Annotated in this window: 18 protein-coding genes, 1 other RNA gene and 1 pseudogene; 4 read left to right on the top strand and 16 right to left on the bottom strand. The window is 61.4% G+C overall.

Going from position 1 to position 20,130, the window contains the following annotated elements:
• Positions 1-2 precede the first annotated feature (2 nt).
• The 14 genes from JN403_RS09605 to rsmI all read right to left on the bottom strand — a co-directional run bounded on the left by JN403_RS09605 (position 3) and on the right by rsmI (position 15,035).
• Positions 3-962, bottom strand: a complete 960-nt coding sequence (locus tag JN403_RS09605; RefSeq protein WP_205486822.1) for a D-alanine--D-alanine ligase — start codon at positions 960-962, stop codon at positions 3-5.
• Positions 959-2,419, bottom strand: coding sequence for a UDP-N-acetylmuramate--L-alanine ligase (gene murC / locus JN403_RS09600; protein WP_205486821.1), 1,461 nt, complete (start codon positions 2,417-2,419; stop codon positions 959-961). The genes JN403_RS09605 and murC overlap by 4 nt, the downstream gene beginning before the upstream one ends.
• Positions 2,412-3,485: an undecaprenyldiphospho-muramoylpentapeptide beta-N-acetylglucosaminyltransferase gene (gene murG / locus JN403_RS09595; protein WP_205486820.1), complete on the bottom strand. Its 1,074-nt coding sequence runs from the start codon at positions 3,483-3,485 to the stop codon at positions 2,412-2,414. Before murG ends, murC begins: the two co-directional genes overlap by 8 nt.
• Positions 3,472-4,686, bottom strand: coding sequence for a putative lipid II flippase FtsW (ftsW, locus tag JN403_RS09590; protein WP_172612963.1), 1,215 nt, complete (start codon positions 4,684-4,686; stop codon positions 3,472-3,474). The genes murG and ftsW overlap by 14 nt, the downstream gene beginning before the upstream one ends.
• Positions 4,686-6,032, bottom strand: coding sequence for a UDP-N-acetylmuramoyl-L-alanine--D-glutamate ligase (murD, locus tag JN403_RS09585; RefSeq protein WP_122622480.1), 1,347 nt, complete (start codon positions 6,030-6,032; stop codon positions 4,686-4,688). The genes ftsW and murD overlap by 1 nt, the downstream gene beginning before the upstream one ends.
• A gap of 5 nt (positions 6,033-6,037) precedes the next feature.
• Entirely contained in the window at positions 6,038-7,120 is a 1,083-nt protein-coding gene (gene mraY / locus JN403_RS09580) for a phospho-N-acetylmuramoyl-pentapeptide-transferase (RefSeq protein ID WP_122622481.1), read from the bottom strand.
• Positions 7,120-8,490, bottom strand: a complete 1,371-nt coding sequence (murF, locus tag JN403_RS09575) for a UDP-N-acetylmuramoyl-tripeptide--D-alanyl-D-alanine ligase (protein ID WP_205486819.1) — start codon at positions 8,488-8,490, stop codon at positions 7,120-7,122. The genes mraY and murF overlap by 1 nt, the downstream gene beginning before the upstream one ends.
• Positions 8,483-9,946: a UDP-N-acetylmuramoyl-L-alanyl-D-glutamate--2,6-diaminopimelate ligase gene (locus tag JN403_RS09570; protein ID WP_205486818.1), complete on the bottom strand. Its 1,464-nt coding sequence runs from the start codon at positions 9,944-9,946 to the stop codon at positions 8,483-8,485. Before JN403_RS09570 ends, murF begins: the two co-directional genes overlap by 8 nt.
• Entirely contained in the window at positions 9,946-11,694 is a 1,749-nt protein-coding gene (locus tag JN403_RS09565; protein ID WP_205486817.1) for a penicillin-binding protein 2, read from the bottom strand. Before JN403_RS09565 ends, JN403_RS09570 begins: the two co-directional genes overlap by 1 nt.
• Positions 11,691-11,984, bottom strand: coding sequence for a cell division protein FtsL (gene ftsL / locus JN403_RS09560; RefSeq protein WP_037014701.1), 294 nt, complete (start codon positions 11,982-11,984; stop codon positions 11,691-11,693). Before ftsL ends, JN403_RS09565 begins: the two co-directional genes overlap by 4 nt.
• The gene (gene rsmH, locus JN403_RS09555) at positions 11,981-12,928 is read right to left on the bottom strand and encodes a 16S rRNA (cytosine(1402)-N(4))-methyltransferase RsmH (protein ID WP_122622484.1); all 948 of its coding nucleotides are present in this window, start codon (positions 12,926-12,928) and stop codon (positions 11,981-11,983) included. The genes ftsL and rsmH overlap by 4 nt, the downstream gene beginning before the upstream one ends.
• A complete protein-coding gene (gene mraZ, locus JN403_RS09550) occupies positions 12,925-13,380 on the bottom strand; it encodes a division/cell wall cluster transcriptional repressor MraZ (protein ID WP_037017349.1) in 456 nt (151 codons plus the stop codon). The genes rsmH and mraZ overlap by 4 nt, the downstream gene beginning before the upstream one ends.
• A gap of 306 nt (positions 13,381-13,686) precedes the next feature.
• An RNA gene (rnpB, locus tag JN403_RS09545) (RNase P RNA component class A) lies at positions 13,687-14,043 on the bottom strand.
• Between the two features lie 86 nt (positions 14,044-14,129).
• Entirely contained in the window at positions 14,130-15,035 is a 906-nt protein-coding gene (gene rsmI, locus JN403_RS09540) for a 16S rRNA (cytidine(1402)-2'-O)-methyltransferase (protein WP_205486816.1), read from the bottom strand.
• Between the two features lie 222 nt (positions 15,036-15,257).
• Here rsmI and JN403_RS09535 point away from each other — a divergent pair, with 222 nt between their 5' ends.
• From JN403_RS09535 to JN403_RS09520, 4 genes are all read left to right on the top strand, one after another.
• The gene (locus JN403_RS09535) at positions 15,258-17,072 is read left to right on the top strand and encodes a penicillin-binding protein activator (protein ID WP_205486815.1); all 1,815 of its coding nucleotides are present in this window, start codon (positions 15,258-15,260) and stop codon (positions 17,070-17,072) included.
• Positions 17,069-17,443: a YraN family protein gene (locus JN403_RS09530; protein WP_205486814.1), complete on the top strand. Its 375-nt coding sequence runs from the start codon at positions 17,069-17,071 to the stop codon at positions 17,441-17,443. Before JN403_RS09535 ends, JN403_RS09530 begins: the two co-directional genes overlap by 4 nt.
• Positions 17,444-17,688: 245 nt before the next feature.
• Positions 17,689-18,282 carry a phosphoheptose isomerase gene (locus tag JN403_RS09525; RefSeq protein WP_065992135.1) on the top strand — a complete coding sequence of 198 codons (594 nt, stop codon included), beginning with the start codon at positions 17,689-17,691 and terminating at the stop codon, positions 18,280-18,282.
• A complete protein-coding gene (locus JN403_RS09520) occupies positions 18,279-18,857 on the top strand; it encodes a BON domain-containing protein (protein WP_065992133.1) in 579 nt (192 codons plus the stop codon). The genes JN403_RS09525 and JN403_RS09520 overlap by 4 nt, the downstream gene beginning before the upstream one ends.
• A 79-nt stretch (positions 18,858-18,936) precedes the next feature.
• Here JN403_RS09520 and JN403_RS09515 read toward each other — a convergent pair whose 3' ends face one another.
• Both JN403_RS09515 and JN403_RS09510 read right to left on the bottom strand, forming a co-directional pair.
• On the bottom strand, positions 18,937-19,350 hold the full coding sequence (locus JN403_RS09515; RefSeq protein ID WP_065992131.1) for a ClpXP protease specificity-enhancing factor: 414 nt from the start codon (positions 19,348-19,350) through the stop codon (positions 18,937-18,939).
• Between the two features lie 18 nt (positions 19,351-19,368).
• A pseudogene (locus JN403_RS09510) lies at positions 19,369-19,985 on the bottom strand (glutathione S-transferase N-terminal domain-containing protein).
• Between the last annotated feature and the right edge of the window lie 145 nt (positions 19,986-20,130).

The raw sequence follows: 20,130 nt of genomic DNA, 5'->3' as shown, positions 1-20,130 counted from the left end.
ATCTACCCTTCCACCTGGACGCTGTCGGCCAGAATCGCTAACACCAACTGTTGGAAATCGAGCCCGGCCGCACGTGCAGCCATGGGCACAAGACTGTGATCGGTCATGCCGGGAACGGTGTTCACTTCCAGCAACCAGAATTTGCCGTCGGCGTCCTGCATGACGTCGGTGCGTGCCCAGCCGGCAATGCCGACCGCTTCACAGGCCCGAGCCGTGAGTGCCTTGAGTTCATCTTCTTTGGCTGCATCGAGGCCGCACGGAATCCGGTACTGGGTATCGGAAGCGAGGTATTTGGCGTCGTAGTCGTAAAAACTGTGGGGAGTACCCAGACCGATGGGAGGCAACACCTGCCCACGCAGAGAGGCGATGGTGAACTCCGGACCTTCAATCCATTGCTCAACCAACACTTGCGAATCGTAGGTACTGGCGGTATTCCAGGCGGCGATCAATTCGTCGAAGCCGGTCACCTTGGCCATACCGATACTGGAACCTTCATGGGCGGGTTTGACGATTAAAGGAAAGCCCAGTTCCGTTGCCGCAGAAATACAATCCGCCTCGCTGCTCAGCACAGCGTGACGGGGTGTCGGCAAGCCGAGACTCTGCCAGACCTGCTTGGTGCGCAGCTTGTCCATCGCCAGCGCCGACGCGAGCACGCCGCTGCCGGTGTAGGGGATTTCCAAGCATTCCAGCAGACCCTGCATGGTGCCGTCTTCGCCACCGCGACCGTGCAGCACGATGAACGCGCGATCGATCTTTTCGCTGACCAGCCGCTGCAGGAAATCCTCGCCCACGTCGATACCGAACGCATCGACGCCTGCGCTTTGCAGGGCTTCAAGCACTGCGCTGCCGGATTTCAGGGAAACCTCCCGCTCTGCGCTCTTGCCGCCAAACAGCACGGCGACACGCCCGAAGCGTTTCGGCTCCAGCGTCGAGAACAGGGCGGACTGCAGGGCGGCTGTCATTTCAGCTTACCTTCGGTTGAGGCCACGATGGCGCCGGTGAACAGCGGGCTTTTCAGCAATTGCGGTGCGAGCCCGCCAATGTCGCCGGCGCCCTGGCACAGAAGAATGTCGCCGGCGCGCAGCAGCGGTTTGACCAGCGGGGCCAGCTCGACGCCACGCTCGATGTAGATCGGATCAAGCTGACCGCGCTGACGAATGCTATGGGCCAGCTGACGGCTGTCCGCACCCGGAATCGGTTCTTCACCGGCGGGATAGACTTCCATCAGCAGCAGCACGTTGGCCTCGTTGAGCACCTGCACGAAATCGTCGTACAGATCGCGGGTGCGGCTGTAGCGGTGCGGCTGGTAGACCATGACCAGACGACGGTCCGGCCAGCCACCGCGCACGGCATTGATGACGGCAGCCACTTCGCGCGGGTGATGACCGTAGTCATCGACCAGCATCACGTTGCCGCCTTCCACCGGCAGCTCGCCGTAGACCTGGAAGCGACGGCCAACGCCCTGGAAGCCAGACAGGCCCTGAACAATGGCTTCGTCAGAGACGCCCTCGTCAGTGGCGATGGCGATGGTCGCCAGCGAATTCAGCACGTTGTGCTTGCCGGGCATGTTGACCGACACGTCCAGCGGCTCGCGGTCACGACGCAGTACGGTGAAGTGTGTGTGCATGCCGTCCTGACGCACGTTGATCGCGCGCACGTCTGCGGCGTCATCGAAGCCGTAGGTCATGATTGGACGCTTGACCGAAGGCAGGATGTCGCGCACCACCGGATCGTCGATGCAAACCACGGCCAGACCGTAGAACGGCAGGTTGTGCAGGAATTCGACGAAGGTCTTCTTCAGCTTGTTGAAGTCGCCTTCGTAGGTCGCCATGTGGTCGGCGTCGATGTTGGTGACCACGGCCACCAGCGGCTGCAGGTGCAGGAAGCTCGCGTCGCTTTCGTCGGCTTCGGCGATCAGGTAACGGCTGGTGCCGAGCTGCGCGTTGGTGCCGGCAGCGTTCAGACGCCCGCCGATCACGAAGGTCGGATCAAGGCCACCGGCCGCGAACACCGAGGCGATCAGGCTGGTGGTCGTGGTTTTGCCGTGGGTCCCGGCGACCGCAATGCCATGGCGATAGCGCATCAGCTCGGCCAGCATTTCAGCGCGCGGCACTACAGGAATGCGACGCTCAAGGGCGGTCGCCACTTCCGGGTTGGAGGTGTTCACAGCGCTGGAGACCACCAGCACGTCCGCCGCCGAGGCGTTTTCTGCACGATGGCCGATGAAGATCTGCGCGCCAAACGATTCGAGACGCTCGGTCACCGGTGAAGCCTTGAGGTCGGAACCGGACACGTCATAGCCCAGGTTCAGCAACACTTCGGCGATACCGCACATGCCCACGCCGCCAATGCCCACGAAGTGGATACGACGGATGCGGCGCATTTCCGGCTGTGGCATGGCGCGTTGATTCTCAACCATGGGCCACCTCCAGGCAGATGTCGACGACGGTGTTGGTGGCATCAGGCTTGGCCAATTGGCGAGCGGTGACGGCCATGCGGTTCAATTGTTCGGGTTGCATCAAAACCTCTTTCAGGCGAGCGGCCATTTCGGCGGCGCCAGTTGTCGCTTGCGGCATGACGAAGGCAGCGCCCTCGCGAGCCAGATATTCGGCGTTGCGCGACTGGTGATCGTCGATCGCGTGGGGCAAAGGCACCAGCAACGACGGCAGCCCGGCAGCAGCCAGTTCACTGACGGTCAGCGCACCTGCGCGGCAGACCACCAGGTCCGCCCAGCCATAGGCTTGGGCCATGTCTTTGATGAACGGGGCGACCTGCGCCTCGACACCAGCAGCGCGGTAACGCTCGGCGGTCACTTCATCGTGATGCTTGCCGGCCTGGTGAAAAACCTCAGGGCGGATGTCGGCAGGCACTTGCGCCAGGGCTTCCGGCAGCAATTTGTTCAGCGGCTCGGCGCCCAGGCTTCCGCCCAACACCAGCAAACGAGGCCGGCGACCGATCAGGGTCTGGCGCGGCGTCTCGAAAAACAGCTCGGCACGAACAGGGTTACCGGTGGTGCGACGCTTGGCCGATGCGGCGAACGTCTGCGGGAACGCTTCGCAGACCCGCGCGGCGAAGGACGCCAGGCTGCGATTGGCCGTCCCCGCGACAGCGTTCTGCTCATGGATGATCAGCGGCACACCGGCGAGCTTCGCCGCCAGACCACCCGGGCCTGTCACATAACCGCCGAAACCGACGACGCAGACCGGCTTCAACTCGCCCACGATCCTGCGCGCCTGCAACAACGCCTTGATCAACATGAACGGCGCCTTGAGCAACGACAGTCGACCCTTGCCACGCAAACCGGTGACGTTGATCAAGTGCAGCTTCAAACCAGCCGCGGGCACCAGCTCGTTTTCGATACCGCGCGGCGTCCCGAGCCAATGCACGGTGTACCCACGGGCCTGGAACTCGCGGGCGCACGCCAGCGCCGGGAACACGTGGCCACCGGTGCCGCCCGCCATGATCAAAACGTTACCGGCGGCCATGGGTCGGCTCCTCGGCAAAGTCGCTTTCCTGGAACTCGGCTTCTTCACTGCCCATGTTGTTGCGCGATTCCCATTCGATGCGCAGCAACAGCCCCAGGCTGGCGCAGCAGATAATCAACGAACTGCCGCCGTAGCTAAGGAACGGCAGGGTCAGGCCCTTGGTCGGCAGCAAACCGACGTTCACGCCGATGTTGATCAGGAACTGACCAATCCACAGGAAGGCCAGGCCATACGCGGTGTACGCGGCGAAAAACTGCTTGGCACGCTCGGCCCACATGCCGATGTACATCGCACGGATACTCACGAAGACAAACAGCCCGACCGTGGCCAGCGAACCCACCACGCCCAGCTCTTCGGCGAGTACCGAGAACACGAAGTCAGTGTGGGCTTCCGGCAGATAGAACTGCTTCTGCACGCTGTTGCCCAGGCCGACGCCGAACCATTCACCGCGCCCGAAGGCGATCAGCGCCTGGGTCAGCTGGTAGCCGGAACCGAACTGATCGGACCACGGGTCAGTGAAGGTAATCAGACGCGCCATCCGGTAAGGCTGAGCCTGAACCAGCACGAACACGGCACCGACCGCCAACGCGACCATCAGGCTGAAACGGAACAGGCCCACGCCGCCGAGAAACAGCATTGCCGCCGCTGCGCCCATCATCACGACCGTGGCGCCGAAGTCCGGCTCCATCAGCAGCAGGCCCGCCATCGGCAGCAGCACGATGAACGGCTTGAAGAAGCCCATCCAGCTCTCGCGCACCTCCTGCTGGCGACGAATCAGGTAACCGGCAAGGAAGATCACCACGAAGACTTTGGCGATTTCCGACGGCTGCACGTTGAACATGCCGAAGCCGATCCAGCGCATCGAACCGTTCACCTCACGCCCGATGCCGGGCACGATCACCGCGATCAGCAGACCGAACGCGCCAATCAGCATCAGCCATCCCAGGCGCTGCCAGGTAGCAACCGGCACCATCATGGTCGCGACGCAGGCGATCAGGCCCAGCACCAGATAGATCAGGTGACGGGTCATCATGTACAGCGCGTTGCCCGACTGCACGGCGGCCACTTCCGAGGACGCGGAAGTGATCATCACCAGGCCCAGGCCCAGCAACGCGAGGCAGCCGGCGAGCATCGGGAAATCGACGTCTACGCCACGGCCGCTGATGATCGGCGACGGATACGGCTTGATCACGCCAAAAATCATGACAAGTCCCCCACGGCCCGGGCGAACAGTTGTCCGCGCTCTTCGAAATTCTTGAACATGTCCAGGCTTGCGCAGGCGGGCGACAGCAATACGGCGTCCCCTTCCTGAGCGATATCAGCAGCACGTTGCACGGCTTCTTCCAATGTAGTGACGCGTACCAGAGGCACCGAATCGCCGAAGGTCGCGGCGAGCAAATCCGCATCCCGGCCCAGCAGGACCACGGCGCGGCAATGGGCGGCAACCGGGGCTTTCAGCGGGGTGAAATCCGCGCCCTTGCCATCGCCGCCGGCAATCAGCACCAGCTTGCCGTCGATGTCGGCGCCAAGGCCTTCGATCGCTGCCAGCGCCGCACCGACGTTGGTCGCTTTGGAGTCGTCGTAGTAATTCACGCCGTTGAGCTCACGCAGCCACTGGCAGCGATGAACGAGACCTGCAAATGTCTTGAGGCTGGCAAGCATGGCGTCGAACGGCAGACCCACCGCATGACCCAGCGCCAGCGCAGCAAGGGCGTTGGCCTGATTGTGGCCGCCACGGATTTTCAGCTCGCGGACCGGCAGCAGGTTGTCGAACTGGAAGGCCAGATATTTCTCGCCGTTCTCTTCGCGCAAGCCGAAGCCGTTTCTGTCGGGCTTGTTCAAACCGAAGGTCCAGCACGGCACGCCTTCACCGATCAAAGGGCGGGTCAGCGCGTCCTGACGATTGACCACCACCTGCCGCGCGCCACGGAAAATCCGGTGCTTGGCCAGGTGATAAGCCGGCAGGCCGGTGTAGCGGTCCATGTGGTCTTCGCTGATGTTCAGCACGGTCGCCACTTCAGCGCCGAGCTGATCGGTGGTTTCCAGCTGGAAGCTCGACAGCTCCATCACATACAGCTCCACGTCATCGCTGAGCAGATCCAGCGCCGGCGTGCCGAGATTGCCGCCCACAGCAACGCGCTTGCCCGCTGCCGCAGCCATCTCGCCTACCAGCGTGGTGACCGTGCTTTTCGCGTTCGATCCGCTGATGGCCACGATCGGCGCCTTGGCATTGCGAGCGAACAGCTCGATGTCGCCGGACAACTTCACGCCGCGCATCGCCGCTTGCTGCAGGGCCGGGGTCGCCAGTGCCAGACCGGGGCTGACATACAGCTCATCGGCGCGGCACAGGAATTCAACGTCCAGCGCACCACAGCGCACTTCGACCTGCGGGTAATCACGGCGCAACGTCGCGAGTTCTGGCGGGTGCTCCCGCGTATCGGCGACGGCAAACGACACGCCCCGGTTCGCCAGGAAGCGAACCAGGGACATGCCGCTCTTGCCGAGGCCGACAACGATGCGGAAGTGGTCAGAAGCGATCAGTGACACTCGTTCTACCTCAGTTTCAACGTGGCAAGGCCGACCAACACCAGAATCACGGTGATGATCCAGAAACGGACGATCACACGCGGCTCGGGCCAGCCCTTGAGTTCAAAGTGGTGATGGATGGGCGCCATGCGGAAAACGCGGCGGCCGGTCAACTTAAACGATGCGACCTGAATGACGACTGACAGGGTTTCCATTACGAAAACGCCGCCCATGATGAACAGGACGATTTCCTGACGGACGATGACCGCGATGGTGCCTAATGCCGCGCCCAGTGCCAGAGCACCGACGTCGCCCATGAAGACTTGAGCCGGGTAGGTGTTGAACCAGAGGAAGCCCAGACCCGCACCGATCAGCGCGCCGCAGAACACAATCAGTTCACCCGCGCCCGGCACGTAAGGGATCAGCAGGTATTCCGCGAACTTCACGTTACCCGACAGGTAGCAGAAGATCCCCAGCGCGCCACCGACCATCACCGTTGGCATGATCGCCAGGCCGTCGAGGCCATCGGTCAGGTTCACGGCGTTGCTGGAGCCGACGATGACGAAGTAGGTCAGCACGACGAAGCCAATGCCCATCGGGATGCTGAAGTCTTTGAGCATCGGAACCAGCAGCGTGGTTTCCACTGGCGATTGCGCAGTCATATAAAGGAAGATCGCCGCGCCCAGGCCGAACACCGATTGCCAGAAGTATTTCCAGCGGCTCGGCAGGCCTCGAGAGTTCTTCTCGATCACTTTGCGGTAGTCGTCGACCCAGCCGATGGCGCCAAACAGCAAGGTGACGATCAGCACGACCCACACGTAGCGGTTGCTCAGGTCGGCCCACAACAACGTGGCGATGCCGATTGCAGACAGAATCAGCGCGCCACCCATGGTCGGCGTGCCGGACTTGGACAGGTGCGATTGAGGTCCGTCGTTGCGCACGGATTGACCGATCTGCTTGCTCTGCAGGGCGCGGATCATCCACGGGCCCAGGCACAGGGAAAGTGACAATGCGGTGAGCACGCCAAGGATCCCGCGCAGGGTCAGGTACTGAAAGACCGCAAAGCCTTTGTAGAACTGTTGCAGATACTCGGCCAGCAGCAGCAGCATTAATGTTTCTCCAGGCGTGTTTCGCATAAGGCCGCTACGACGTTTTCCATCGCAGCGCTGCGTGAACCTTTAATCAAAATGGTGGTGTTTTTATCGTGCTCGGCGCCGAGGGCTTCGATCAGCTCGGCCTGAGTTTCAAAATGGCGGGCATCCTGCCCGAAAGCCTTGACCGCATGGGCCATCAACGGACCGACGGCATACAGGGCGTCGACTTTGCCGACTGCGTATTCGCCGACGTCGCGATGGCCCTGCTCCGCCCAGGCACCCAGCTCGCCGATATCGCCCAGCACCAGAACCTTGCGGCCCGGGAAACCGGTGAGGATGTCGGTCGCGGCAGCCACGGAAGTGGGGTTGGCGTTGTAAGTGTCATCAATGACGCGCATGCCGCTCGGCGCGAGTTGCGCGACAGTGCGGCCTTTGACCGGCTGTACGTTGTCGAGCCCGGTGACGATGCCTGCCAGCGATACATCCAGCGCGTGGGCAGCAGCGGCCGCGGCCAATGCATTGGCAACGTTGTGGGTGCCCAACAGATTCAACTGCACCGGCGCGGAGCCGTTCGGGGTGTTTAGCGTAAACGACGGGCAACCGCGCGCATCGATGCCCAGGTCGCTGGCGTAGAAGTCAGCACGGCTGTTGTTGAGCGCGAAGCTCAACACCTTGCGCGAGCCGGCGCGAGCCACCCAGATATCGAACGCCTTGTCGTCAAGGTTCAGTACCGCAGTACCGCGAGCGTCCAGGCCTTCGATGATCTCGCCCTTGGCTTCAACGATCTTTTCCGGACCGCCAAACTCGCCCACATGAGCGGTCCCGGCATTGGTCAGGACAGAGACGTGGGGCTTGGTCAGGCTGACGGTAAACGCGATCTCGCCCACACGCGATGCGCCCAGCTCAATGACCGCGGCTTCGAATTCCGGCGCCAATTCCAGCAGCGTCAGCGGGACGCCCAATTCGTTGTTCAGGTTCCCCCGCGTTGCCAGCACAGGACCACGGGTGCGCAGGATGCTCGCAAGCATTTCCTTCACGGTGGTCTTGCCGCTGGAACCGGTGATCGCAGCGACCGGCTTGTCTATAAAGGCATTGCGGTTCAGCGCGCCGAGTTGCGCGAGGGCTTTGCGGGTGTCGGTGACAATCAACTGCGGCAGCGAACTGCCCGGGACCTCGCGCTCGACCAACGCGCCGACGGCCCCTTTGGCGGCTACTTGATCGAGGTAGTCGTGCCCATCAAAACGCGGGCCGGTCAGCGCCACGAACAATTGGCCGGGCGTGATCGCACGGCTGTCGATACTGACACCGGAAAAACTGCAGTCATGGCCCACACGACGCGCGTCGAGCGGCACGAGCAGTTCGCTGAACGAGAGCGGCTTAAGCATGTGCGGCCTCCCAGGCGTCGAGCGCTTTGGTGGCTTCTTCAAGATCGGAAAACGGCTGACGTTCTCCGTTGATTTCCTGGTAATCCTCGTGGCCCTTGCCGGCCAGCACGATCACATCGGCGGCGGACGCCTGTGCAACGATTTGCGCGATGGCCTGACCACGCCCGGCAACGAAATCCACTGCGTTAGCCGAGACGAATCCGGTGCGGATGTCATCGAAAATACGGGACGGGTCTTCGCTGCGCGGGTTGTCGTCGGTGACCAGCACTTTGTCGGCCAGACGCTCGACCACTTCCGCCATCAGCGGGCGCTTGCCGCGATCGCGATCGCCGCCGCAGCCGAACAGGCAGGTCAGTTGACCTTTTGCATGGGGACGCAACGCCGCGAGCACTTTTTCAAGCGCGTCAGGGGTGTGGGCGTAATCGACCACCACCAGCGGACGTGAACCTCCGCCCAGACGCTGCATCCGGCCAGCAGGGCCTTCCAGCCTCGGCAGCACTTTCAAGATGTCGTCGAGCGGATAATCAAGGCCCATCAACGCGCCGACCGCAGCCAGCACATTGCTCAGGTTGAAACGGCCCAGCAGGCTGCTGCGCAACGCATGGCTGCCCTGTGGCGTCACCAGGGTCGCGCGAACGCCGTCGTCATCGAAATGCGCATCGCGGCAGAACAGGTAAGCGCTGCTGTTTTCCAGGCTGTAGGTAATCAGCCGTGAAGAGTGCGGCGCCGCAGCGAGCTGGCGACCGAACGCGTCGTCGAGATTGACCACACGGCAGCGCAGGTCATTCCAGGCGAACAGCTTGGCCTTGGCGGCCGCGTACGCCTCCATGGTGCCGTGGTAATCGAGATGGTCACGGGACAGATTGGTCATCACCGCCACGTCGAAAGCCAGCGCGGTCACCCGCCCCTGATCCAGCCCGTGGGACGAGACTTCCATGGCAACCGCTTTGGCCCCGGCCCTTTTCAGGTCGTACAGGGTCGACTGCACAGAGATCGGATCCGGCGTGGTGTGAATGCCGCTTTTCAGCTCGCTGTAGAAGCCGGTGCCCAGCGTACCGATGATGCCGCAGTGCTGCCCAAGCGTGTCCAACGCCTGCGCCACCAACTGAGTCACGCTGGTTTTGCCGTTTGTGCCGGTCACGCCGATCAGGTTCAGGTTGCGGCTCGGGTCGCCATAGAAGCGCCCGGCGATGTCGGAAAGCTGTGCTGCCAGGCCTTTGACCGGGATCATCGGAATATCGGTGATCGGCAGCACCTTGGCGCCTTCGGCTTCATAAGCGATGGCTGCGGCGCCATGGGCGATGGCGTCAGTGATGTGCTCGCGGCCGTCGAACTTAAGGCCCGGAATCGCCAGAAACAGATCGCCCGGACGCACTTTGCGGCTGTCGAGGGTCAGTTCGCGAATCAGCAGATCACGATTGCATTGCGCAAACAGCTTGCTCAAATTCAAAGACATCAGCCACGTCCTCCCTTGACTGGAACGACGGCGGGCACGGCATTGGCTTGTTGCTCAGGCGGAACCGGTGCGAGGTTGTCCGGGCGCACGTTCATCAAGCGCAGCGTGCCCGACATCACCTTGCTGAACACTGGAGCGGAAACCAGGCCACCGAAGTAGCCGCCTTTGCTCGGTTCATCGATGACCACAACGACCGCGTAACGCGGGTTGCTCATCGGGCCGAAACCGGCGAACAGCGAACGGTAGGAATTTTCGGCGTAGCCCTTGGTGCCCACGGACGTTTTCCGCGCGGTACCGGACTTGCCCGCCACGTGATACGACGGAACGCGCGCACGGTAAACGCCGCGCGGGTCTTCGATCACTTGCTGCAACATGCCCTGCACGGTCTTGGCCGTCGCTTCCGGAATGGCCTGAACCGATTCGGCTGGATTATCGGTCTTGAGAATGGTCAGCGGCACGATCTTGCCGTTGTTGGCCAATGCCGCATAAGCGTGTACCAACTGCAGCGCTGTGACCGACAGGCCGTAGCCGTACGACAGCGTTGCGGTTTCAGCCTTGCGCCACTCGCGGTAGTTCGGCAGGTTGCCGACGCGCTCACCCGGGAAGCCGAGGCCGGTGTATTGACCCAGGCCCACACGCTGCATGGCGCGGAAAATCGCTTCGCCACCCACATCGAACGCGACTTTACTCATGCCGACGTTACTGGAGTTGATCAGGATGCCGGTCAGGTCGAGGATCGGGCCTTCGGTTTTGGTGACGTCACGGATGGTGTATTTACCGATCTGCAACGTACCCGGGTATACCTCGACCTTGTCGCTCGGCTTCCAGCGGCCGCTTTCCAATGCAGCGGTCATGGAGATCGGCTTCATGGTCGAACCCGGCTCGAACACATCGATGATCGCGCGGTTGCGCATCGCGGCCGGCACCATGGTGCGACGGTTATTCGGGTTGTAAGTCGGCTGGTTGACCATCGCCAGCACTTCGCCGGTCTTCACGTCCATGATCACCAGGCTGCCGGCCTTGGCGTCGTTTTCCTGAATCGCGTTACGCAGCTCGCGGGTTGCCAGGTATTGCAGGCGCAGATCAATAGACAAAGCCAAGGTCTTGCCGGCCTTGGCGTTTTTCTTCACTTGCAGGTCTTTGATCATCCTGCCGCGCCGGTCCTTGATGACCTGCCGCTTGCCGGGGACGCCGGCGAGCCAGTCTTCATACGCCAGCTCTACGCCTTCACGGCCGTGATCATCAAGGTCGGTAAAGCCGACCATGTGCGCAGTGACATCGCCCGCCGGGTAGAAACGGCGAAATTCTTCCTTGCCGTAAACGCCCGGGACTTTCAGGTCGAGCACCGACTGACCCTGCTCCGGGGTCAGGCCACGGACCAGGTAGATGAATTCTTTGCTTGCCTGCTCGTTGAGGCGATCCGTCAGTGCCTTGGGGTCCTGCCCCAGCGCCTGCGCGAGTTGGCCCCACTTGGTCTTGTCGGCCTGCATTTCGGACGGGTTCGCCCAAATGGTAGTGACCGGCGTACTGACGGCAAGCGGCTCACCATTGCGGTCGGTGATCAGACCACGGTGGGCAGGAATCGAAACGGTACGCAGGCTGCGCGCATCGCCCTGCTCGATCAGGAAGCGATGGTCAATGACTTGCAGGTCGACAATGCGATAGCAGATCGCGATGACCATGACCGACAGCAGACCGACCACGACACGGAACCGCCACGGGTAGAGCGCCCCTTCAAGTTTCATCATGGCGACACCATCCGGATATCGGCGGCGTTCGGAATGCGCATTTTCAGCTGATCGGTGGCCAGGGCTTCGATACGGCTGTGGGCGGTCCAGGTGCTTTGTTCAAGAATCAGGCGGCCCCACTCGGCCTGCGCCTTGTCGCGCACGCTGAGTTCACCGTAAAGGGAGTTGAGCAACTGACGGTTCCAGTGCGCGCTGTACGCCACACCGATCGCCGACACCAGCACGGCGATAAACAGCATCAGCATAAAGAAGCTGCCGCCCGGCAGGGGCTTGAAGAAACCGCGGCTCATCGGAGTTTCTCCGCGACGCGCATGACGGCGCTGCGCGAACGCGGATTGGCGCGGGTTTCATCATCGGACGCAAACTGCGCCTTGCCGATCAATTTGATACGCGGCTCGAACGCCTGATGACGGATCGGCAGGTTGCGCGGCAGGTTGTCGGCTTCGCCCTTGACCAGCTTGCGCATGAACAATTTAACGATGCGGTCTTCCAGCGAGTGGAAGCTGATGACCACCAGACGGCCGCCCACTTCAAGGGCTTCCAGCGCAGCCTCAAGGCCTGCCTCCAGATCGCCCAGTTCGTTGTTGACGTGAATGCGCAGGCCCTGAAATGCACGAGTCGCCGGATTCTTGCCCTTCTCCCACGCCGGGTTGGCCACTTTCAGCACTTCGGCCAGATCGCCGGTGCGCTCGAACGGTTGAGTCTCGCGGCGGGCCACGACGGCGCCTGCCATGCGGCGGGAAAAACGCTCTTCGCCGTATTCTTTGAAAACGCGGGCGATTTCTTCTGCGGGCGCGGTATTGACGAACTCGGCTGCGCTGACGCCGCGGGAGGGGTCCATGCGCATGTCGAGGGGGCCATCGTTCATGAAGCTGAAGCCGCGCTCAGGGTCGTCCAGTTGTGGCGACGACACACCGAGGTCCAGAAGAATGCCGCTGACCTTGCCTGCCAACCCGCGCGCTTGAGCTTCGCCGCCCAGTTCAGCAAAGCTGCGCTGCACAATGACAAAGCGGCCGTCTTCGGCCGCCAGCGTTTGCCCGGTGGCAATCGCTTGGGGATCTTTATCGAATCCGAGAAGCCGACCCTCCGGCCCCAGGTTCTGCAATATAAGCCGGCTATGTCCGCCACGCCCAAAGGTGCCATCCAGATAGCAGCCATCGGCGCGCACCGCGAGAGCCTCGACGGCTTCTTCGAGCAGTACGGTGATGTGGGTGAAGCCGCTATTCGTAGTCACAGGATCAAATCACGCAGTTCATCGGGCATCGCACCCGGTTTTTGAATGGCCGCAAGGTCCGCATCAGCAAGCGCGTTCCAGGCGTCCTCATCCCACAGTTGAAACTTGTTGAGCTGGCCTACCAGCATCACTCGCTTATCGAGCTTGGCGTACTCACGCAAACGTGGCGGCACCAGGAAACGCCCACTGCCGTCCAGCTCCAGATCCACTGCGTTACCGATCAACAGCCGCTGCAGACGACGGTTTTCTTCACGGAATGTGGCGAGCTCGCGCAACTTGGCCTCAATCAGCTCCCATTCCGGAAGCGGATAGATGCACAAGCACGGGTCGACGGTATCAATGGTGACGATCAGCTGCCCTGCGCTACGCGAATCCAACTCGTCACGGTACCGGCTCGGCATAGCGAGACGGCCCTTTGCGTCGAGATTGATTGCGTTTGCACCACGAAACACGGCGCGATCTCCAAATATTATCTTTTTGAGCTCAAAAAACCCACTTCACGCCACTTTCCGCCACTCGCGCACACTATAGGAATGCGCCCACCACACCGTCAAGGCGACTTCACGAGGAAAACCCTTACAGGACGGATATTTAGGAGCACTTACGAAGGAGATGTGGCGGATTTCGGATCGGTCCTACGGATATTTCCTAGGACGAACAAAAGGATGGCGTACGAAGTTAAAGTGATTTGTGAGGTTTAAGATTTTTTTGGTATTACCGGAGGGGATAAATCGTACAAACGAGGGGAAGAAAAGGAGGTGGAGAGTCGATCTGTAAGCCGGGTTCTGTCGAGGACAGTCATTCCTCTACGATGGCCATCACTGGACATCTTTAGCAACCTACCCGGTTCCAGCGCGGGCCACGCCTTGGAACCCTATTTGGTCTTGCTCCGAGTGGGGTTTACCTAGCCACGAACTGTTGCCAGACGTGCGGTGCGCTCTTACCGCACCTTTTCACCCTTACCGGCACCGAAGTGCTTAGGCGGTTATTTTCTGTGGCACTTTCCGTAGGCTCGCGCCCCCCAGGCGTTACCTGGCACTCCGCCCTATGGAGCCCGGACTTTCCTCCCCCTTCACTGCAGAACAATGAAAGGCAGCGACTGTCCAATCGACTCTCCGCCGCCAAGGTTAATGGGAGGACGGCTCAAGAACAAGCTTTAATCGGCTCTCGCGCCATTTGCAGAGCCGCCCGCGACATCCCGTCACACGCCCTTCTGTTTATCCAGCGCGACCTGATAAAGCAGATTCTTGCGTACGCCTGTGATCTCTGCGGCCAGTGCGGCGGCACGCTTGAGGGGCATTTCTTCCAGCAGCAGATCCAGCACCCGCCGTGCTTCGGCGCCAATCGCATCCTCGCCCTCCGGCTCACTCCAGCCCGCCACGAGCACCACGCACTCACCGCGCTGCTGATTGCTGTCCCCTTCAACGAAGGCACGTAACTCGGACAGCGGCAGTCCCTTGAGGGTTTCGAATGTTTTGGTCAATTCGCGGCCGAGCACCGCAGGACGTTCCGGGCCGAAGATTTCTTCCATGTCCTGAAGGCACTCAAGAATGCGGTGGGGCGCTTCATAGAAGATCAGCGTGCGGGGTTCTTCCTTGACGAGTTCGAGCCGCGCCTTGCGACCCACGGATTTGGCCGGCAAAAAGCCTTCGAAAATGAAACGGTCTGATGGCAACCCCGCCGCAGACAGCGCCGCGATCAAGGCGCAGGCGCCCGGGACCGGGATCACTTGAATACCTGCTGCCCGGGCCTGCCGCACCAGATGGTAGCCAGGATCGGAAATGAGCGGCGTGCCGGCATCGGAAATCAGCGCAACGTTATCGCCCGCCAGCAAGCGGGTGATGAAGCGGCTGCCCTCCTCGCGCTCGTTGTGCTCATGGCAGGCCGCCAACGGGGTGGGGATACCGAAATGCTGCATCAGCCGTAACGAGTGCCGGGTATCCTCCGCCGCGATCAGCGAAACATCGCGCAGCACCTTCAAGGCACGGGCGCTCATGTCATCCAGGTTGCCAATCGGCGTGGCCACCACATAAAGCGCGCCTGTAGTGGAATTCGAAGCACCCGGAGCAGTCAAAGCGCACACCTCATGTTGTGTAAAAGCCTGCATTGTACAGGCTGCGGCCGACAAAACAGGACGTCGCACCCCGTAAGGCCAGAAAAGCAACTCGAACCGCGGCATCACGGCAGCGACTCCGCGACCTTGCGACTCAGGTCAACTGGCGTGCCCGGAGACGACCGATATCAACGCTTTAACACCTTCAACGTCGCGCCCCGGCCAGTGCTTGGGTACACTTCCACGCTAATTTGCTCGAGTATCAGGAACATACACATGATCGCTTGCCTGCGGCTGTTCTCTGCCCTCTGCCTTGCCGCCCTCCTGGCTGCCTGTGCCGGTTCGCCCTCCTCCAGCCTTGGCGAACTGCCTCGCTCCCCCGATGCCAGCATCGAACAATTGCTCGAACAGGCCGCAGCGGCCAAGTCGCCTGATCAGGCCGCACTGTTGAAACTGACGGCGGCCGATCTGGCAGCCCGCCAGAACAACCCGAGCCGCGCCGCGAGCATCCTTGAGCAGGTGCAAATGGACCAGCTCAAGACCGACAAACAAATCTACGCCAACACCTTGTCTGCCGAACTGGCACTGGGGCGTAGCCAGCCGAAAGCCGCGCTGACCGCTCTCAACCACCCGAGCATGCAGCATCTGGGCGAAATGCCGGTTGATCTGCAAACCCGTGCTCACACTGTGCGCGCCCGTGCTTTTGAAGCAGACGGCCAGACCCTCGCCGCTGCAAGTGAGCGCGTGTTCATGGGCCCGCTGCTGCAAGGCGATGCCCTGAACGCCAACAACGACGCCATCTGGACCCTGGTTGCCGCGTTGCCACCCGAGCAGCTGCAAAGCTCGGCCAACGATGACATGGGCGGCTGGCTGAGCCTGGCCCGCGCGGTCAAGGGCGCCGGCACGCTAGAACAGCAACAGGCTGCCATCGACAACTGGAAGGCGCAGAACCCGCAGCACCCGGCGGCACGTCAGTTGCCGACGGCCCTCGCGCAATTGCGTGACCTGAAGAGCCAGCCGCTGACCAAAATCGCGTTGCTGTTGCCGCAAGACGGTCCTCTCGCCGCGGTATCGCGCGCTCTGCGTGACGGCTTCATGGCCGCTAACTATCAAGCTCAGCAGGCCGGCGAGAAGCCACCGGCGATCGAAGTGTTCGACAGCTCCCGCGTGACGTCGATGGACGCCTTCTATGCGCAAGCCAAGGCGGCCGGCGTGCAGCTGGTGGTCGGTCCGCTTGAGAAACCACTGGTTAAACAGTTGAGCGCCCGTCCGCAGTTGCCGATTACTACGCTGGCGCTGAATTACAGCGATTCAGTCACTCAAGGCCCTGCCGAGCTGTTCCAGTTCGGTCTGGCAGCGGAAGACGAAGCCCGTGAAGTGGCGCGTCGCGCCTGGGCCGATGGCAAGCGCAGTGCCGTTGCCATGGTGCCGAAGGGCGAATGGGGTGATCGCGTGCTGGAGGCCTTCCGTCAGAGCTGGCAGGCCAAAGGCGGTACGTTGTTGGGTGCTGAACGCATCGATCAGCCAGTCGCGTTGGCTCAGCAAGTTGCCGATCTGTTCCAGCTGCGCAACAGCGAAGGCCGCGCCCAGCGCGTGCAAAGCGCCACCGGCACGCAAATGGCCGCTCAGCCTTCCCGTCGCCAGGACGTGGACTTCATGTTCCTGGCTGCAACGCCTCAACAGGCGCAGCAGATCAAGCCGACCATGGTCTTCCAGTACGCTGGCGATGTTCCGGTTTACGCCACTTCGCACCTGTTCACCAACAGCGGCGACCCGGCGATGTACAACGACCTGAACGGCGTGCGCTTCTGCGAAACCCCTTGGCTGTTGAACGCAAACGACCCGCTGCGCCAGCAAGTGACCGCTCAATGGCCGCAAGCCGCCGGCAGCCTTGGCCGTCTCTACGCCATGGGCATCGACGCGTACCGTCTGGCGCCACGACTGACGCAACTGAAAACCCTGCCTGACAGCCGCATCGATGGCCTGTCCGGCAGCCTGGCGATCGGTCAGGGCCAGCGCATCGAGCGTCAACTGCCGTGGGCAGAGTTCGTAGATGGCAAGGTCCAGCGCCTGCCGGACACCGCGCCTTGACCTCAGGCACCACCCGTCAAACGGCAGGGCGCGAGGCCGAAGCCTACGCCCTGCGTCACCTGCAACAGCATGGGTTGCAGCTGATTACCCGCAACTGGTCATGCAAACGCGGCGAGCTTGATCTGGTCATGCTCGACGGCGATACAGTAGTATTCGTCGAAGTTCGGTATCGTCGCCATGCCGGTTGGGGTGGCGCGCTGGAAAGCGTCGATTTTCGCAAGCGGGAAAAGCTCACACTGGCGGCTCAATCCTTTCTGCAAAGCGAGGTGCGCTGGGCCGATTCACCGTGTCGCTTCGACGTCGTCGCGATCAATGGCGACCCCGGCACATCACCCGCGCTTAATTGGCTGACCAACGCTTTCGATTGCTGAAAACGCGATGATTCCGTCGGATTGCAGCGTAAGATCGGCCGCCTTCCCTTTTGTGGGACCGGCTTTAGCTTTGTAGGACCGGCTTTAGCCGGGAAGCTTCTGGTATTGCGCTTTATCCCTTACCACCCAACGAACCACACCGGCTCTTTTGCTCTTTGCTTTGCGGGCTGCACAGTTTTGTGCCGGGACGCCGATGACTAATCGGACGCCGCCCCGACCAGCCGCCCCTATTAAGGTTTTCATAGATGGACATGCAATCCCGAATTCGCCAGCTTTTCCAGGCCAGCATCGACACCAAGCAACAGGCGATGGATGTTGTTGCACCCCACATCGAGCAAGCCAGCCAAGTGATGGTCAACGCCCTGCTCAATGAGGGCAAGATGCTCGCCTGCGGTAACGGCGGTTCGGCTGGCGATGCCCAGCACTTTTCCTCGGAGCTGCTCAACCGCTTCGAACGCGAGCGACCGAGCCTGCCGGCCATCGCGTTGACGACCGACACGTCCACCATCACCTCCATCGCCAACGACTACAGCTACAACGAAATTTTCTCCAAACAGATTCGTGCGCTGGGTCAGCCGGGCGATGTGCTGCTGGCGATTTCCACCAGCGGCAATTCGGCCAACATTATTCAGGCCATCCAGGCCGCACATGATCGTGAAATGATTGTCGTAGCCTTGACCGGTCGCGACGGCGGCGACGTTGCGTCGCTGCTGTTGCCGGAGGACGTCGAAATCCGCGTCCCGGCAAAAGTCACCGCACGTATCCAGGAAGTCCACCTGCTGGCGATCCACTGCCTTTGCGACTTGATCGACAGCCAACTGTTCGGGAGTGAAGAATGATATCCAAACGTCTTAGCCTGCTGGCCCTGACGCTCTGCCTGGGCATCAGCGGATGCAGCTCGGTGATCAACGCCAGCCGCGAAGCGCCAATCGATGACGACCGCGGCACACGCACCTTCGGCAGCAAGATCGACGACTCGCTGATCGAGACCAAGGTTTCGGTCAACATCGCCAAGGCCAACCCTGATCTGGACAACGCCTCGCACATCGTCGTAACGAGCTTCAACGGCATCGTGCTGTTGGCAGGCCAGACACCGCGCGCCGACCTCAAGCAACTGGCCGAGCAAACCGCCAGCCAGGTACAGAAGGTCAAGAAGGTCAACAACGAGCTACAGGTCACCGGCCCGTCCTCGATGCTGGCGCGCAGCAATGACGCCTGGCTGACGAGCAAGATCAAAACCGAGATGCTCACCGACAGCGCCATCCCGGGCTCTCGCATCAAGGTCGTGACTGAAAACGGCATCGTCTACCTGCTGGGCCTGCTGACCCAGGCCGAAGCCACCCGCGCCACCAACCTGGTGCAAGGCGTCGGCGGCGTGCAGAAGATCGTGAAGCTGTTTGAGTACATCGACTGACGCGCTCCTACATAGCCACTCAACAGGCACAAAAAAGGCGATCCCTCGGGATCGCCTTTTTCGTTATTGCAGAAGCGACTTACTTGACCACTTTCAGACTCGGCCGGCCCGTAGGGCGTGGTGGCTCGTCGTTCGGTGGCGGCATGTCGTCTTCGACGTCCAGATCTTCGTCTTCATCCACAGCAGGCTCCAGGTCGAAGACCATGCCCTGCCCGTTCTCGCGGGCATAAATGCCCATGATCGCGGCAATCGGCACGTACAGGCTGTGGGGAACGCCACCGAAGCGGCCTTCGAAACTCACCGCGTCGTTGTCCATGTGCAAATGGCGCACGGCGCTCGGCGAGATGTTCAGAACGATCTGCCCGTCATTGGCGAAGCCTTGCGGGACTTGCACCGCTGGATACTCGGCATTGACGAGTACGTGCGGTGTGCAATCGTTATCGACGATCCACTCATACAGCGCGCGGATCAGATAAGGGCGACTGGAGTTCATCAAACGGCTCCTAAGGCCTTAGCGCATGTCGCGTTCGACACCAGACAGACTTGCCTGAAATGCCTCACGCGCAAATTGGCGCTCCATGTAGTCAAGCAGCGGCTTGGCGGGCCGCGGCAATTCGATACCCAGAATCGGCAGGCGCCAGAGTATGGGCAATAGACAGCAGTCGACCAGACTTTGCTCGTCGCTCAGGAAAAAGGCTTATCCGCGAACAACGGCGATACGCCGGTCAGACTTTCGCGCAGCTCCTTGCGCGCCTGAACACGTGCGGCTTCTTTGCTGCGCGGGTCCAGAATCAGATCCACCAGACCGCACCAGTCGCGCTGAATCCTGTGGATCAGCAAGCGGCTGTTGGCACGCGCCACCGGATAGACCGGGAGCAGCGGCGGATGGGGATAACGCTCGTCCAGGTATTCCATTACCACCGTCGACTCGTACAACGCCAGGTCACGATCAACCAGGGTCGGCACGCTGCCGTACGGATTCACCTCGATCAATTTGGGCGGATGACGGCCCTCGACAACTTCAATGATCTCGGCGCTGACACCTTTCTCGGCGAGCACAATGCGCACGCGATGGGAATAGTGGTCGGCGGGGTCGGAGTAACAGGCCAACCGATTGGTCACGCCCATGGCGGTCCTCCTCGCTTGTAGATATTCAAAAAGCAGAAATACGGATGCGCCGCGAGGGCGCTTTCGGCGACGTCCACGATGATCGGGTGTTCAACGCGGGCGACAAGATAGCTCATTTACTCAAGGTAGATTCTGCAATCTTCAG

This window comes from Pseudomonas sp. 15A4 (genome assembly GCF_016925575.1).
GTDB lineage: Bacteria > Pseudomonadota > Gammaproteobacteria > Pseudomonadales > Pseudomonadaceae > Aquipseudomonas.
The sequence above is the reverse complement of the archived record's forward strand: the minus strand, read 5'-3'. Positions and strand labels throughout refer to the sequence as shown.

What these genes read in the sequence shown, in the direction of transcription:
- JN403_RS09605 (WP_205486822.1), bottom strand. Translation starts at nt 962, where the DNA reads ATGACAGCCGCCCTGCAGTCCGCCCTGTTCTCGACGCTGGAGCCGAAA.
- murC (WP_205486821.1), bottom strand. Translation starts at nt 2,419, where the DNA reads ATGGTTGAGAATCAACGCGCCATGCCACAGCCGGAAATGCGCCGCATC.
- murG (WP_205486820.1), bottom strand. Translation starts at nt 3,485, where the DNA reads ATGGCCGCCGGTAACGTTTTGATCATGGCGGGCGGCACCGGTGGCCAC.
- mraY (WP_122622481.1), bottom strand. Translation starts at nt 7,120, where the DNA reads ATGCTGCTGCTGCTGGCCGAGTATCTGCAACAGTTCTACAAAGGCTTT.
- murF (WP_205486819.1), bottom strand. Translation starts at nt 8,490, where the DNA reads ATGCTTAAGCCGCTCTCGTTCAGCGAACTGCTCGTGCCGCTCGACGCG.
- JN403_RS09570 (WP_205486818.1), bottom strand. Translation starts at nt 9,946, where the DNA reads ATGTCTTTGAATTTGAGCAAGCTGTTTGCGCAATGCAATCGTGATCTG.
- JN403_RS09565 (WP_205486817.1), bottom strand. Translation starts at nt 11,694, where the DNA reads ATGATGAAACTTGAAGGGGCGCTCTACCCGTGGCGGTTCCGTGTCGTG.
- ftsL (WP_037014701.1), bottom strand. Translation starts at nt 11,984, where the DNA reads ATGAGCCGCGGTTTCTTCAAGCCCCTGCCGGGCGGCAGCTTCTTTATG.
- rsmI (WP_205486816.1), bottom strand. Translation starts at nt 15,035, where the DNA reads ATGCAGGCTTTTACACAACATGAGGTGTGCGCTTTGACTGCTCCGGGT.
- JN403_RS09535 (WP_205486815.1), top strand. Translation starts at nt 15,258, where the DNA reads ATGATCGCTTGCCTGCGGCTGTTCTCTGCCCTCTGCCTTGCCGCCCTC.
- JN403_RS09525 (WP_065992135.1), top strand. Translation starts at nt 17,689, where the DNA reads ATGGACATGCAATCCCGAATTCGCCAGCTTTTCCAGGCCAGCATCGAC.
- JN403_RS09520 (WP_065992133.1), top strand. Translation starts at nt 18,279, where the DNA reads ATGATATCCAAACGTCTTAGCCTGCTGGCCCTGACGCTCTGCCTGGGC.
- JN403_RS09515 (WP_065992131.1), bottom strand. Translation starts at nt 19,350, where the DNA reads ATGAACTCCAGTCGCCCTTATCTGATCCGCGCGCTGTATGAGTGGATC.